This is a genomic window from Paraburkholderia sp. (assembly GCF_035656215.1).
In the GTDB taxonomy this organism is placed as follows: domain Bacteria; phylum Pseudomonadota; class Gammaproteobacteria; order Burkholderiales; family Burkholderiaceae; genus Paraburkholderia.
In genome coordinates, this window is sequence record NZ_DASRSY010000119.1 from 1 (window position 1) to 13,000 (window position 13,000).

Annotated in this window: 13 protein-coding genes; 5 read left to right on the plus strand and 8 right to left on the minus strand. The window is 64.7% G+C overall.

The window, feature by feature from the left end; translation table 11 throughout:
- The coding region (locus tag VFE81_RS06770) for a DUF6429 family protein (RefSeq protein WP_325043865.1) at window positions 1-110 on the plus strand (110 nt) is incomplete at its 5' end.
- A gap of 125 nt (window positions 111-235) precedes the next feature.
- On the opposite strand, the gene sctJ is transcribed toward VFE81_RS06770, so the two are convergent.
- The 8 genes from sctJ to VFE81_RS06810 all read right to left on the minus strand — a co-directional run bounded on the left by sctJ (window position 236) and on the right by VFE81_RS06810 (window position 9,250).
- Window positions 236-1,144: a type III secretion system inner membrane ring lipoprotein SctJ gene (gene sctJ, locus VFE81_RS06775; protein ID WP_325043855.1), complete on the minus strand. Its 909-nt coding sequence runs from the start codon at window positions 1,142-1,144 to the stop codon at window positions 236-238.
- Window positions 1,141-1,647 (minus strand): hypothetical protein, encoded by a 507-nt coding sequence (locus tag VFE81_RS06780; protein WP_325043856.1) that lies wholly within the window; start codon window positions 1,645-1,647, stop codon window positions 1,141-1,143. Before VFE81_RS06780 ends, sctJ begins: the two co-directional genes overlap by 4 nt.
- A 130-nt stretch (window positions 1,648-1,777) precedes the next feature.
- Window positions 1,778-1,990, minus strand: coding sequence for a hypothetical protein (locus VFE81_RS06785; RefSeq protein WP_325043857.1), 213 nt, complete (start codon window positions 1,988-1,990; stop codon window positions 1,778-1,780).
- Window positions 1,991-2,155: 165 nt separating this feature from the next.
- Window positions 2,156-3,535, minus strand: a complete 1,380-nt coding sequence (gene sctD / locus VFE81_RS06790; protein ID WP_325043858.1) for a type III secretion system inner membrane ring subunit SctD — start codon at window positions 3,533-3,535, stop codon at window positions 2,156-2,158.
- Window positions 3,516-5,627 (minus strand): type III secretion system outer membrane ring subunit SctC, encoded by a 2,112-nt coding sequence (gene sctC, locus VFE81_RS06795; RefSeq protein WP_325043859.1) that lies wholly within the window; start codon window positions 5,625-5,627, stop codon window positions 3,516-3,518. Before sctC ends, sctD begins: the two co-directional genes overlap by 20 nt.
- Complete coding sequence (gene sctS, locus VFE81_RS06800; protein ID WP_325043860.1) at window positions 5,627-5,905, minus strand: type III secretion system export apparatus subunit SctS; 279 nt, start codon at window positions 5,903-5,905, stop codon at window positions 5,627-5,629. Before sctS ends, sctC begins: the two co-directional genes overlap by 1 nt.
- Window positions 5,902-8,097 carry a type III secretion system export apparatus subunit SctV gene (gene sctV, locus VFE81_RS06805; RefSeq protein WP_325043861.1) on the minus strand — a complete coding sequence of 732 codons (2,196 nt, stop codon included), beginning with the start codon at window positions 8,095-8,097 and terminating at the stop codon, window positions 5,902-5,904. Before sctV ends, sctS begins: the two co-directional genes overlap by 4 nt.
- Before the next feature lie 292 nt (window positions 8,098-8,389).
- Window positions 8,390-9,250: a helix-turn-helix transcriptional regulator gene (locus VFE81_RS06810; protein WP_325043862.1), complete on the minus strand. Its 861-nt coding sequence runs from the start codon at window positions 9,248-9,250 to the stop codon at window positions 8,390-8,392.
- Window positions 9,251-9,504: 254 nt separating this feature from the next.
- Here VFE81_RS06810 and VFE81_RS06815 point away from each other — a divergent pair, with 254 nt between their 5' ends.
- The 4 genes from VFE81_RS06815 to VFE81_RS06830 form a co-directional block, all read left to right on the plus strand.
- Window positions 9,505-10,410 (plus strand): helix-turn-helix transcriptional regulator, encoded by a 906-nt coding sequence (locus VFE81_RS06815; RefSeq protein WP_414695557.1) that lies wholly within the window; start codon window positions 9,505-9,507, stop codon window positions 10,408-10,410.
- Between the two features lie 518 nt (window positions 10,411-10,928).
- Window positions 10,929-11,528, plus strand: coding sequence for a 2'-5' RNA ligase family protein (locus VFE81_RS06820; protein ID WP_325043863.1), 600 nt, complete (start codon window positions 10,929-10,931; stop codon window positions 11,526-11,528).
- A 545-nt stretch (window positions 11,529-12,073) separates the two neighbouring features.
- Complete coding sequence (locus VFE81_RS06825; RefSeq protein ID WP_325043864.1) at window positions 12,074-12,475, plus strand: DnaJ family domain-containing protein; 402 nt, start codon at window positions 12,074-12,076, stop codon at window positions 12,473-12,475.
- 161 nt (window positions 12,476-12,636) lie between these two features.
- The coding region (locus tag VFE81_RS06830) for a nucleoside deaminase (protein WP_325043867.1) at window positions 12,637-13,000 on the plus strand (364 nt) is incomplete at its 3' end.

The window sequence follows — 13,000 nt, forward strand, 5'->3', positions numbered from 1 at the left end:
AAGACCCTGTGAACAAGACGAAGTCCGTGATCTTTACGGAAGAAGGACTGCGCGAGTCCGAGCGACTTTTTTATCAGCACTTTGTCATTCCGGAAAGAACCGGGAAGTGATTCAACGAACTTCTAACTCACGACACTAGCGTGTGCAGCCACGGCGTGCTCATGGCGTACTCCGCAGTATGTTCGGCCGCGAAGGCGAGACGCGAAGCGCGGCACGCCTACGGCGTCGGCGGGGATCAGGCACTGTCCCGCGCGCCGCTCGTGCGCACGCTGCGCGTGCCCGCTTCGCTGCCACCGCCGCGGCCGCTGCTGCCGAGCAGCCCGGCAAGACGGCCTCCGAACATGCCGCGCCGCGCGGCCGACAGCGCGATCACCGCGAGCGTCAGCAGGATCAGCGCGCCGACCAGCCAGCCGAGTGGCGAGCGCAGACGCACGACGTCGTTCACAGCATTGCTGATGCCGTTGGCGGGCGGGGCCTGTTCCGCCGCGGGCTGCAAAAACAGCGAGACGTTGTCGTACTGCAATCCTTCGATGCTGTGCGCGACGAGGTCCTTCACCATCGGCGCCATCGCGCGCAGATCGACGCCCGGCTTGTAGCGGATGTACACCGCTGCCGAAGACGGCTTGATCTTGTCGGCGAGCGGATCGTTTTCCGGAATCACCACCTGCACGCGGGCGACGACGACACCCTGAATGTCCTGCAACGTGCGCGACAGATCCTGCGACACGCCGTACAGATAGCGCATGCGCTCTTCGGCGGGCGTCGAGACCAGCCCCTGCTTCTGAAACAGTTCGCCGATGCTCGCGAAATGCGGCTTCGGCAGACCGTTGGTGCGCAGCACGGACAACGCGGAATGGAGGTCGTTCTCGGACACTCCGACCTGCCATGCCTGCTGGTCGGATCCGTCGCGCGCGTCGTTGTCTTTCGACGCCGAAATGCCGGCATCGCCCAGGACGTCGATCATCTGGTTGGCTTCGGCTTCCGACAGACCCGAGTACAACTCCTTCTGGCAGCCGGCCAGCAGCACGAGCGCGCCAGCGAGCGCGACGCGCGCCACGCAACGACGGAATGGCGCGCGCGAAGTGTGCTCGCGGACGAAACGTTCGGACCGTGCGGAACCTTGAGTGAAACGGTGAGCCGTCATTCCTGGTTCTTCAGAATCGAGTGAGTCAAGCCGTTGGTCGCTTGCGCAACCGCGAGGCTCAACTGATATTCGGAGATCGTGGTCGTCGCGCTCCACTGGAAGTCCATCGCCTGGGCCATCGCCATCATCGGATCGTTAGCGTTCTGCGTCATCGACGTGAGCATCTGAACCTGATGTTTTTGCAGCGTCGAATAGCGGGTGTCGAGGTCGGTCGTGAAATCGCGCAAACGCTCGACGAGCGACGAGGGCGCCGTCTGCGGCGTCATCTGTACCGCCGTGGTGGGCGCCTGGAGGGCCACGGCCTGCGCCGCCTGAGTCGGGGCGTTGGGCTGGCCGGCTTGCGCCGCCGCATTGGCGGCATGCGCATCGGACGGCTGCATCAAACCGTCGAACTGCCGGACCTGCGCCCCGTCCGGGGCCTTGTTCTGCGCGCCGGCCTGAGCCGTCTGCGCAGCGCTTGCGAGCGCTGCCGTGGCGGGTGGTGCGACACCTGAAACATTCATGATCTGCTCTCCTCGTGGATAGCATGGGCCAGCGCGGGCAACCGGCCGCTCTGCACGTGCGCGACCCCGCCGCCGATGACTCTCACCGGCGGGTGCGGTCCCGCGACGCACGGGCGGCCAGCGCCCGGGCTCAGGAGCGGCCTGCCGAACCGATATGCTCCGCTGCCTGCGACGCGGCCGTCCCGGCTGCCGACGTCACTGCGCCGGTGGTCTGGAAGGTGCTCGTCGAGCTTTGTACCTGGAACTGGATTTCGGTCAGCTTCGTCTGTGCCTCGATCAACTGGTTGGCCTGGTTCTGCACGGCGCCGGTATCGGTGACGGGGCCGGTGGGTTGAGTGCTCATGTGTAGCTCCTTGGTGCGTGAACAACGACTTTGACAGCACGGCCTTATGCCGTGCGCCGCTTTCGCCTGCCGCCGCGCTGCGGGTGAATGCGCCGGCCTGCGTTGGGTGGCGTGGGGCGCCGCTCGTGGCGCGCCGCACGCGAAAATTCGATACCTGTGCTGCTCCTACTGGGCTTCAGCCGCACGCGTCGGAGCGGCTGAAGCGGGTATGCCTGAGGCATTCGGTGCCGGCGAGGCGGGTGCCCCCGCGCTGGCTTGAAGCGCGCCCGAACCGGCCGCCGGCAATGCCACGCCAGCCGCCGCGCCGCCCGTCACGAGCGCGGTCGAGGCGCCCTCCGGGGTCGCTGTTGGTGTGCCGGCGCGACTGCCGCCGAGCGGCATCGTGATCCGGCGGCCTTCGCTTTCGAACACCACTTCGTCCGGTCCGATCGACACGACGGTCGGCCCCTGTTTCATCTTCGCGCCCTCGAAATAGCGGCCGCCGTCGGCGGTCTCGATGTAGCGCTGGTCGCCGTCGCCCGCGAACACGGTGACGATCTCCGGGATGCCGCCGGCGCCGCCCAGCATGCCGGTGTGTGTCGGCGCAGCCGGATCGCCGTAATGCACGTGATCGACGACTTCGAGCGCGGGGCGCGCGTCCTTCATGTAGTTCTGGATGCGCTGTGCGACCTGCGAGCGCGGCGCGTCGCCGCTGAGTTCGATCTTGCCGCGGCCGAGATATGACACCGTCAGCGGTGTATCGCTGAAATAGGTTTGCGCGGTCGCGAGCAGGTCGCTCACCACATACAGATTGCCGAGTGCCGCGTTATCGACACCGGCGACGATCTGCGCGACCTTGTCGCGCTCAGCACCGTCTTTCACGTAGCCGGTGACGAGCGCGCCGTCGTCACGCGGCGCCACGCTCAGCTCCGGGTAGATACGCAGCGCCTGCTGCAGCCGGTGCACGCGCGCGAGCGCCGATTCCTGCTGCCAGGGCAGACTGCCCGACCACGCGACCAGGCCGTAGCCGAGCGCGCCCAGCGCCACGCCGAGCCATAGTGCGGCCAGCACCAGCACGAAGCGGCGGCTGCCGACGCGGCGCATCGCACCGGCAAGCCAGCCGGGCCACACCGTATCGCGTTCAGCAGATAGCTTCTCGCTTTCGGCGGGCAGCGCGGCGGCGGCCTGCGCATTGCGGGCAATGCCGAGGCGAATCGAGCCGACCGTCACGACATCGCCGGGCGTGAGCGATCGGCGGTCCGCGGCAAGCGCTTCGTCGTTGAAGAGCACCGGCGCGCTGCTTTCCGCGCCGACGTTTTGCACGGTCACGGCCAGCGCGCCGACCTGCAGGCACACCTGCTTCGCGCCGATCTCGCGATCGGGCAGGATGACTTCGCAGTCGGCCGAGGTGCCGATCCAGTTCGCGCCGCGCGCGAGCGACATCGTGCGGCCGTACATCGGTCCGCTCAGAAAGCACAGGTTCCACGGCGACGCCGCGGCATCCTGCGCCGGCGCGGGTGGCGCGTTCAACGCGGTGCGGTGCGGATCAAGGGTGGTTGAAGACATGATCCTGCGATCCTGTTGGCGTGCCGGCTTGCGCACTGGCTTGCGATCCTGCCTGCGCGCCGCTTTGCGTTGCCGCCGGTTGCGACGCCGGGTCGTGGGGCGGCGGGGGCAGTGGGGGGCCGAAGCGCGAGCCGGGCAGCGGCTTCGGCGTGAGCGGCACGGCGATATCGTTGTCGGGCGGCCGGTACATCGACATACCGTTCGCGTCCGGCACGCTGCCGGCGCCCGGATTGATCGGCGCGCCGTCCGGCGCATACATCGACGCGTTGCTGACCACGCGCGGCGTGAGCAGATAGAAACGCTCCATGTGGTCGCCGGTCTTGTCGGTGTACTTGAACAGGTTGCCGATCCACGGAATGTTCGACAGCCACGGCACGCCGCTCTTGTTGATCTGCACCTGGTCGTTGTTGAAGCCGGCGATCAGGAGGCTCTTGCCTTCGTCGATCATCGTCTTGGTGACGATGTTGCGCTGCTGGATCACCGGGATGTTCGATACCGACTGGCCAGGTACGACGTTGCCGTCCTGAATGTCGATCGACATCATTACGCTTTCCGGGCTTGCGCCTGGCGTTGCGCTCGCGTTCGCGGGCTGCGCCGCGTTGTCGTCGACGATCATCGGCGTGACCTTGATGCTCGTGCCGGTCGTCACGCTGTATAGCGACGAATCCTGGTAGCCCTGCACCTGCACGTAGAACTGCGTGAGGTTTTCGAGGATGGCCTCGGTGTTGTCGAGTGCGAGTACTTTCGGTTTCGAATGCAGCTCCGCGTTGCCGTTCTGCGCGAGTGCGTTGACGCGGGTCAGCAGGTAGTCGCGCAACGAGCCGCCGATCGATGCGGTGAGCGCGATACCGGTCGGCAGGAAGGTGCCCGTCTGGCCCTGTTCGCTCGTGCCGACGCCGAACGTGAGCGGCGGGTTGCCGCTGCCGTTGTATTGCGTGTTGCCGTTCAGCGGACTCGAGCCGTTGCCGATCTGCACGTCGCCGTGCGAGGTATGCAGGCGCCAATCGATGCCTAGGCTGTCGAGCGAGTTCTCGTCGATATCGATAATCGTGACATTGATCTCGACGATCCGCGGCCGCACGTCGAGGTCGTTGATGAGCGACTGGTAGCGGTACATGTTCTCCGGCAGGTCGCGCACGAGCACCGCGTTGATTGCCGGATCGGCCTCGATCTGCGGCAGCGTGTCGTTGTTGCCGCCGGCATTGTTCGCGAAGGGACTCACGCCGTCCGTCGACAGACCCGAGGCGCCGTAGCCGCTGTTGGCGGACGACCCGCCCGCGATATCGGGAAACTCGATACGCGGCACGGCGATTGTCACGCCGGAGCCGAGTTTCATTTGCCGAGCGGCCGCGCCGAGCGTCGCATTCACCGGCATGGTGTTGCTGTGATTGCCGCCTTTACCGTAGAGGCGCTTTAGCATCGTCGCGACGCCAGGAATCACGACTTCCTTGCCCGAGCGGTTCACGGTGAAGTCGGAGGCCCAGCCGTAGTGCAGCCGGAATGCGCGCACGTCCGCGAGCTGGCCATTCGACGACGGATTGCCGACCGAGCCGACCGCCTGCCGCACCAGTTCGATATAGCGGCGCGGGCCGGACACATAGATACTGTTCGCGCGATCGTTGATGACAAGCGCGAAGCGCTTGTCGGTGATCTGCATGGTCTCGAGCGCGCGGCCGATTTCGCCGGCCGAATTAGGCGGGATCGGAATCACCTGGCTCTGTGACTGGTCCGCCGGATCGATGTACAGGAACGAGCCGTCGTAGTACCACGTGAGGCCGTAGGTCGAGCAGATCGTGTCGAGCGTCTGCTGCGGCGTGCCGGAAAAGCGGCCGCTGATGGTGCCGTCCACCTTCGGATCGACGACCGCCGTCACGCCTTGCGACGATGCGAGCTCGCGGATGAAGTCGGCGATCTTGCGGCCGTTCGCGACGATCGTAAAGGGCCGGTTGCGCCAGCGCAGTTCGGCCGCGCGCGCGGGCTGCGAGAGTGCCGCGAACAGCGACACGGAGAGGAGGGCCGTAGCAAGCAGGAGCGTCGCGGCGGCTTGCGCACGTCGCCGGTCGAAGGAGAGCGGAACTGCACGTCGGCGCATCAGAAAACACCTGTTGTGGAAACAAACAATCGCGTCAGCGCCTGCTGCGCAAAGCGCAGCACCTCGCCCCCCAGCCAGCCCGACAACACCACCAGCGCAACCATCACGGCGACCAGCCGGACGGCGATACCGAGGTTCGCGTCCTGCACTTGCGTGACGGCCTGCAGCACCGCGACCGCGAGACCCGTGACGGTGGCGACCAGCACGATCGGCAGCGACAGCAGCAGCACCAGCATCAGCGCCTGCTGCGTCAGGTCGAGGATCGTCGAGCTCGTCATCGCGTCGCTCCCGTTGCCGTCCGCACGTCGGCGCCCGCGCCGTGCGTGCCGTCGTCGGCTGGATTTTTCACCCAGCCCACCGTATGCAACTGCACGTCCTCTTCGATCTCCTGATACGACAGCACCGGCAGGTCGGGCAGTACCGGCTGCAGGATCGACTTCGCGTAGCGGCGCGCACCGAGCGCGATCATCACCGCGAGCCGTGCGTTGCCGTGTGCGCCCGGCGCTGCGCTCGACGCATTGACGATCGCACGCACCTGCTCGCAGATGTCCTGCTTGACGCCGCTCGGCAGCGCCAGAAAATTGCCCTGCCGGGTACGCATCACCGCTTTCTCAATGCGTTCCTGCAGGTTCTGTTCGAACAGCACGACGCGCAGCTGGCGCGCCGCGCCCGCGTACCGGTCGGTGATCATCCGGCGTAGATCGATGCGTACCAGTTCGACTAGCGCGATCACGTCGTCGGGCTCATTCGGCGCCCACGTGATCAGGCTTTCGAAGATCACGCGCAGATTGCGGATCGGTACCTGTTCGGCGAGCAGGCGGCGTAGCACTTCGGTGACGCGCTGCAGCGGCACGAGCCGCGTCAGTTCGCCGACCAGTTCCGGATGATCGCGCCGCGCCAGATGCACGAGCGCCTGCGTTTCCTGGATGCCGAGCAATTCGTCGGCATGCTGCCGCACGATCTGTTCGACATGTGCGCCAAGCGCTGCTTCGCTCGAGAGCGATTTGCCTTCGGCTTGCGCCGCGTCGCCCTTGATCCACAACGCCGTCGCATAAGGACCGAATGCTTCGGCGGGTTGCCGCTCGGCCTGTTCCGGCAGCGGCGACACGCCGTCCCACAGGAACCAGCCGGGTTTGAGCGCACCGTGCGCGGCGAGTACGTCTTGCAGATAGATCCGGTAGGTGCCGTCCGGCGCCGCGTCGTCGTCAGCGAGCGAAATCCTCGGAAACACCGTGCCGATGTCCGCGTCGACCCGCGCTTTCGCGCTCGATAGCGAGGTCTGCAAGTGCGCCAGGTTCAGCGCGCCGCGCAGGTCCGCCGCGAGCGTCACCGCGATCAGCGACGTGACGCCGGCCGCATGGGTCACGCGCGCGGATTGCCCTTCGCCTTGCGCATCGCCGACGCGGCCCGTGATACTGATCAGGTTGAAGGTCGGCGCCGTGGTGCGCCGTTTCATCTGAACCACCGCGAAGGTCCCGAGCGCCGCGGAGATCAGCGCGAATGACCACTTCGGAAAGCCCGGCACGATCAGGAACCCGGCGAGCACCAGTGCGGCGATCAGCAGCGCACGCGGATGCGCGCCGAGCTGTTCGCCTAGCTGCTCGCCCAACTGACGCTGACGGGCGTCGCGGGTCGCAACGCGGGTCGTCACGATGCCGGCGGCGATCGATACCAGTAACGACGGAATCTGCGACGCCATGCCGTCGCCCACCGTCAGGATCGCGTAACGTTGCAGCGCCTCGCCAATGCTCATGTCGTGCATCAGCGTGCCGACCGCAATGCCCGCGACGATATTGATGAACGCGATCACGAGACCGGCGATTGCGTCGCCCTTGACGAACTTCATCGCCCCGTCCATCGCGCCGTGCAATTGCGATTCCTGCTCGAGCTTTTCGCGCCGCTCGCGCGCCTCTTCAGCACTGATGATGCCGGCGCGCAGATCGGCGTCGATGCTCATCTGCTTGCCCGGCATCGCATCGAGCGAAAAACGCGCGCCGACTTCCGCGACGCGCTCCGAACCTTTCGCGATGACGATGAACTGCACGACCGCGATCACCAGAAAGACGACGCCACCTACGACGACGTTATTGCCGACGACGAGCCGGCCGAACGCGTCGATCACATGCCCCGCGTTCGCGTGCAGCAGAATGAGCTTGCACGACGCGATGTTCAGCGCGAGACGAAACAGCGTCGTAAACAGCAGCAGCGCCGGGAACGACGAAAAGCTCACCGCCGAAGGCACATAGGTCGACACCGTCAGCAACACGACGCTGATCGCGAGGTTCAGCGAAATCATCCCGTCGAGCGCGGCTTGCGGCAGCGGCAGGATGAACAGCGCGATCACGGCGACGATGAACGCCGCGAGGAACAGATCGGCACGTGGCGATGCGGCGCGGCGAATGCCGGACGCATTTGCGCCAGCCGGAAATAGCCGCAGCCAGTCGCGCGGAAGCGCCTTCAGATCTGCCATCGTCGAGTATCGACTCCCTGGTTTATAGCCCGACCGTGTATCCGGTTCGGGACCACGCAGCGCACTGCGACGGCATCGCGTGGATGCGATTGCATCGCTCGGCACACAGTGGGACGGCTTGCGTGGAGCACGCGCAAGCCGACGCCCTCAGGTATCCGGTTGCGATCGAGTTTAGCGGGGACAGTCAGGAGAGAATCGGGGGCGCCTCGTAGCGTTGGGGACACTTTGGCGGCTGGCGGCACGCCCGACTACGAAACGCCCAAACGGCGCAGCAGCGCCGTCACAACGGGGCCTACACCACGACGCGCCGCGCTGCCAGATAGGCGAGTTGCGCGCGGTTCTGTACGTTGAAGATGCGTTCGAGCATCTGGATGTGATAACTGACCTTGTGCAGCGAGGTCCGCAGCGCGTCGGCGATCTCCTGATCGGACAGGCCTTGCACGAGCCGTCGGAGTACCGCTTCCTGTTCGGGCTCGAGCGCGATGACGCGCGTGGACCCCACACGATCCTCGAGAAACGGCTGCACGAAGCGATGCACGGCGAGGCTGACAGCGAGCGCCGTGCCGATCACGCGATCGTTGATCCAGTCGGAGTCGTGCAGTTCGGACGTGAGCCCGACACCGACGTTCAGACCGAGTTGCGGGGCCGACATGCTGAAGATCACGCCGCTATTCATCGCATGCGCGCGCAGTGCCGCGACGAGTGCGAGCTTGCGCCGGTCGCCGCTGCGTTGCGCGTCTTCGTCGATGCGGGCGAGCCGCCACGCGACCGGGAAACCGCTTTGCTGCACTTCGGCGAAGCGTGGATCGACTTCATACCACATGCCCTCGAAGTACGGCTGCGCGAACGAAACCGGCGCGAGGTCACGCAGCAGATGCGCGTGCAACACCCGGCGGCCGATCATTTCGAAGGCGCCGTAGCTCAAGGTGCTGAAGCCTGCATCGCGCAACTGTGTGCGGTATTCGCTGAAGTCGGCGAGAGACGGGTCGAATTTTCCGGATGCTCTGGAGAGGTCGGTAAAAACGAAATGATCAGGCGTGCGATTTTTCGTAGTGTCCTGGGTGACGCCTGCATTGTGATGCGGCTGCAGGTAGGCAAGCACATCGGCTTGCGAGAACCATTCGACCACTGGAGAGCCGTCTGACGGTGTCATTGGGGTGAGATTCCTCTTTTTCTAGTGGACTACGAATCAAACCCCGGCACATCCCTGGTCTTTTTTATTGTTTCTTCCACACGCGCTTTGCTTGCGCTATCGTTCGGCATTGATATTACGATATGTTTCGTGAACGATCAGCGGCAATTTAAAAACCCTGCACGCCGCAACGTTTTTCTTCCATTCATTTCGTCGCTATTTTTCGCACCGTAGTTTGTACTGGGCGAAATCTGCGCCGTTGCGTTGAGGAACCGATGTCCGGCATTGCGCTAAGCGAAGATCATCCTGTAGACATGCTGCCGGCGGCGAGCGCTGCGGTTGCCGGGAGCGTTGCGGCCGACGCGATGCACCGCGCGCATTCGATTCCGGTGGTCTGGTACAACGATTCGAAACCGGCGGCGGTCGAACAGAAAGATGCGCCGCGCCTCGGCGTGGCCGACATGCTGGCCAGTGCGCAGAGCGAGGCGGAGCGCACGCGCATTGTCGCGAGTCTGCTGCATCTGACGGGCTTCTCGACGTTCGCTTATTTCGCGCTCGAATATTCCCGCGAAGGCGTGCAGCGGCTCTTTTTGCATGAGGCGTTCACACCCTCGACCTATCGCGGCGAGTATGTGGATCGCCATCACGTGGATGTCGATCCACGCACCTTCGGCGCGCGCCGCTGCAACATGGCGATCGTGTGGGATCTGCGCAACTTGCGCCGGCACAGCGCTCACGAAGTGCCGGCGCCGCCCGAGGCACTCGACGACTTTCTGCACACCATGCGCGACGATGGCATGTGCAGTGGGATCATGTATTCGATGGCGATGCCTGGCACGCGGCTGCACGCCTTCATGAGCTTCACGGCACCGCGCCGCAGTCGCGAGTGGATCACGCGGGCCACCGTGGAGCAGGCGTTGTCGATCGGTTTGTCGGTGCATAAGTTCGGCTCGCCGAAGTTGATCTCGGCAGCGCGCGAACACTCGGCGCACGGGCTCACCGTGTTCGAGCAGAAGCTGCTGACCGGCATCGCCGAAGGCGCATCCGATAAGGAAATCGGCAGAAGACTCGACACGAGCGCGCATAACGTCGATTACCACCTGCGCAAACTTCGCAAGCGCTTTGGCGTGGCGAACCGGATCGAGTTGACTTATCTGACGTCGAAGATGGAGTTGATTTGAGGGTTTTCCGGGCGCGAGGTGTTGCGCGAGGCACTGATGCGTGGGGGCGGGCGCGCGTTGTTAGCGTCGGTTTCGCTCCTGGTTGAGCCGACGGTCGAAATCGCACGGTGATGTGGGATAGGAGGCGGGCTGCAACGCCTGTCACTATCCCGTCCAGTTGCCACAGCGCGAACCGCAGATACCAAGCCGCGATCGCGCAACCGCCTTTCACGTCGATGGGCACGTCCACATAATCCCTGGACTGACTTTGTCACTCGGCTGCAGTGCGTTGAGCGCCGTGGCGCCACGCGTTACGACCATCGCGACTGTATCGTTTACAAATTCCACGTTGCCGACACTACTGTATGAATGTACAGTAGTGGGCGTGGGCGTGCGCCCAGTGAGAGCAACGTTATCAGGCGTGAACGGACGTGGTGAACCTCGCGCCGTCGAGCTGTGAAATTTTCAGATGCGCGGGCAAGCCCGCATCGATGAAAGGAGCTTCTTCTAAATGTCTGCGTCACCCATTCAGGCGCACCATGCCTGAGCAACTGTGGCTGCCCGGACTCGAGGCGCCGCCTGTCCCGACAGACGGCCTGTTCTTCGCCGTCTTTCCAGATACGCATACGGCGGCGAGCATCTCGAAGCTGGCGCAACAGATCTGCGGGGAGACGCGTTCGAAGAGCAAGCCTCTCGCGGCCAACCGTTTGCACGTCACGTTGCTGCACCTCGGGAATTTCGCGGGCGGTTTGCCGTCGGCGCGGGTGGATGCGGCCATGAGCGCGGCCGCGTCGATCAGGATGGAGCCTTTTAGCGTCGAATTCGACAATGCCCTCAGTTTTGCGCTGAAACCGCGGCCGGGGCCGCTGGTGTTGGGTGGAGGCGAGGGTGTCGTTGGGCTCCACGCGCTTCACGAGGCACTTGCAGTAGCATTGCAAAACGCTGGATTTGGGGATCGCGCGGTCTCGCCAAATACGTCGTACACCCCGCACGTGACCCTCGCTTATGGCATGCCCTCGATCGCGACACGGCCTGTCGAAGCGGTCAGTTGGAACGTACGCGAGTTTGCGCTGGTGCATAGCCTGCTCGGGCGTACCCGGCATGTCGTTCTGGCGCGCTGGCGGTTGGCGGCCGGGTGACCGTAGTACTGGTTCGCGGCGGCAGCCGTGAAGCCCATGCATTGAAGCGCGCCGGACTAGAACCGCACGCCAGTCGCGCAACCGCCGGCGAACCCGCCGCCACTTCCGCCTGCACCGCCGCAGAACACGCCGCAGCCTGATAACGCCGCCGACATCGCAGCGGCCGCCAATGCCGCGCGTAGATATCGCTTGAAAGCGGGCTTTTGAAGTCGTGTGCCCAAGGCGATGACGCACGGATTGAAGCGTGCGGCACAAGCGGGAGGTGCTGTGTCGAAGCGGTGGTCGGGGGTTTCGGATTGCATGGCGTAAGTAGAATTCAATGAGTAGGGCAGGTGCGGGCGGCCGTTTTTGCACCGTGCCGCGAAAGATATTTGTAAGTTTTTGCGGGCACGAAGCGGCGGCGCCGGCAAGCCTCCACCCTAATCCACGTCAGGCGTGCCTCAAATACGCAAAATCTGAAAACCAGGGGGATTCGTCGGTCAGACAGCCAGAACCGTCGCGCGCTCCCTGATAGAATGCTTGGGCCGCAACGTAGTGGACTGCAGATGAAATTGCTTGATGCGTTAGTCGAACAGCGTATTGCCGCCGCAGCCGCGCGCGGTGAGTTCGATGATTTGCCGGGCGCGGGTGCGCCGCTGCCTCTGGAGGACGATGCACTGGTCCCTGAGGAAGTGCGCGTCGCCAACCGGATTTTGAAGAATGCGGGTTTCGTGCCGCCGGCTGTCGAGCAGCTGCGTGCCTTGCGCGACCTGCAAGCGGATCTGAATGCCGTGAGCGACCAGGCCACCCGCTGCTGTCTCCAGGCGCGTATGCTGGCGCTCGATATGGCAATTGAATCGCTGCGCGGCGCCCCGCTGGTCCTGCCGCGCGAATACTGCCGCCGCATTGCCGAGCGGCTATCGGAACGCGCCGGCAACCTTAATATGGCCGATGCGGGTTCGCGGTGAGCGAGCCGCTTGCCCGTTCCGCTGCACCGGGTCCGGAGTCGGCCGACTCTGGTGAATCGGCCGAGGCGGCATTCCCGAATGCCCAGGCCGAATCCGTTGGTTCCAACGTTCCAGTACCCGTGAAGAGTGACCTGACTCCGACGGCTTCCGCCGCTACGCTCATCGACACACCCGAGCCAGACGAATCGCCCGCACCGCTTGTCCCGGAGCGCGATCGTCGCTTCATGGCGCTCGCCCAGGCCGCCGCCGAAGAAGCCCGCGCCGCAGGCGAAGTGCCGGTTGGCGCGGTGCTCGTGCGGGGTGACGAAGTCATCGCTAAAGGGTTCAACCATCCGATCGGTGCGCACGATCCGTCGGCGCATGCGGAAATGATCGCAATACGCGCAGCCGCGCAAGCCGTCGAAAACTACCGTCTGCCGGGTTGTGAGCTCTATGTGACGCTGGAACCTTGCCTGATGTGCGCCGGCGCGATCATGCACGCACGCATCGCCCGCGTCGTGTTCGGGGCGCGCGATCCGAAAACCG

Excerpts from the sequence above, each read along its gene's own strand:
- VFE81_RS06780 (WP_325043856.1), bottom strand. The coding sequence starts at position 1,647 with ATGAATGTTTCAGGTGTCGCACCACCCGCCACGGCAGCGCTCGCAAGC.
- VFE81_RS06820 (WP_325043863.1), top strand. The coding sequence starts at position 10,929 with ATGCCTGAGCAACTGTGGCTGCCCGGACTCGAGGCGCCGCCTGTCCCG.
- sctD (WP_325043858.1), bottom strand. The coding sequence starts at position 3,535 with ATGTCTTCAACCACCCTTGATCCGCACCGCACCGCGTTGAACGCGCCA.
- sctC (WP_325043859.1), bottom strand. The coding sequence starts at position 5,627 with ATGCGCCGACGTGCAGTTCCGCTCTCCTTCGACCGGCGACGTGCGCAA.
- VFE81_RS06815 (WP_414695557.1), top strand. The coding sequence starts at position 9,505 with ATGTCCGGCATTGCGCTAAGCGAAGATCATCCTGTAGACATGCTGCCG.
- VFE81_RS06810 (WP_325043862.1), bottom strand. The coding sequence starts at position 9,250 with ATGACACCGTCAGACGGCTCTCCAGTGGTCGAATGGTTCTCGCAAGCC.
- sctJ (WP_325043855.1), bottom strand. The coding sequence starts at position 1,144 with ATGACGGCTCACCGTTTCACTCAAGGTTCCGCACGGTCCGAACGTTTC.
- VFE81_RS06825 (WP_325043864.1), top strand. The coding sequence starts at position 12,074 with ATGAAATTGCTTGATGCGTTAGTCGAACAGCGTATTGCCGCCGCAGCC.
- sctS (WP_325043860.1), bottom strand. The coding sequence starts at position 5,905 with ATGACGAGCTCGACGATCCTCGACCTGACGCAGCAGGCGCTGATGCTG.
- VFE81_RS06785 (WP_325043857.1), bottom strand. The coding sequence starts at position 1,990 with ATGAGCACTCAACCCACCGGCCCCGTCACCGATACCGGCGCCGTGCAG.
- sctV (WP_325043861.1), bottom strand. The coding sequence starts at position 8,097 with ATGGCAGATCTGAAGGCGCTTCCGCGCGACTGGCTGCGGCTATTTCCG.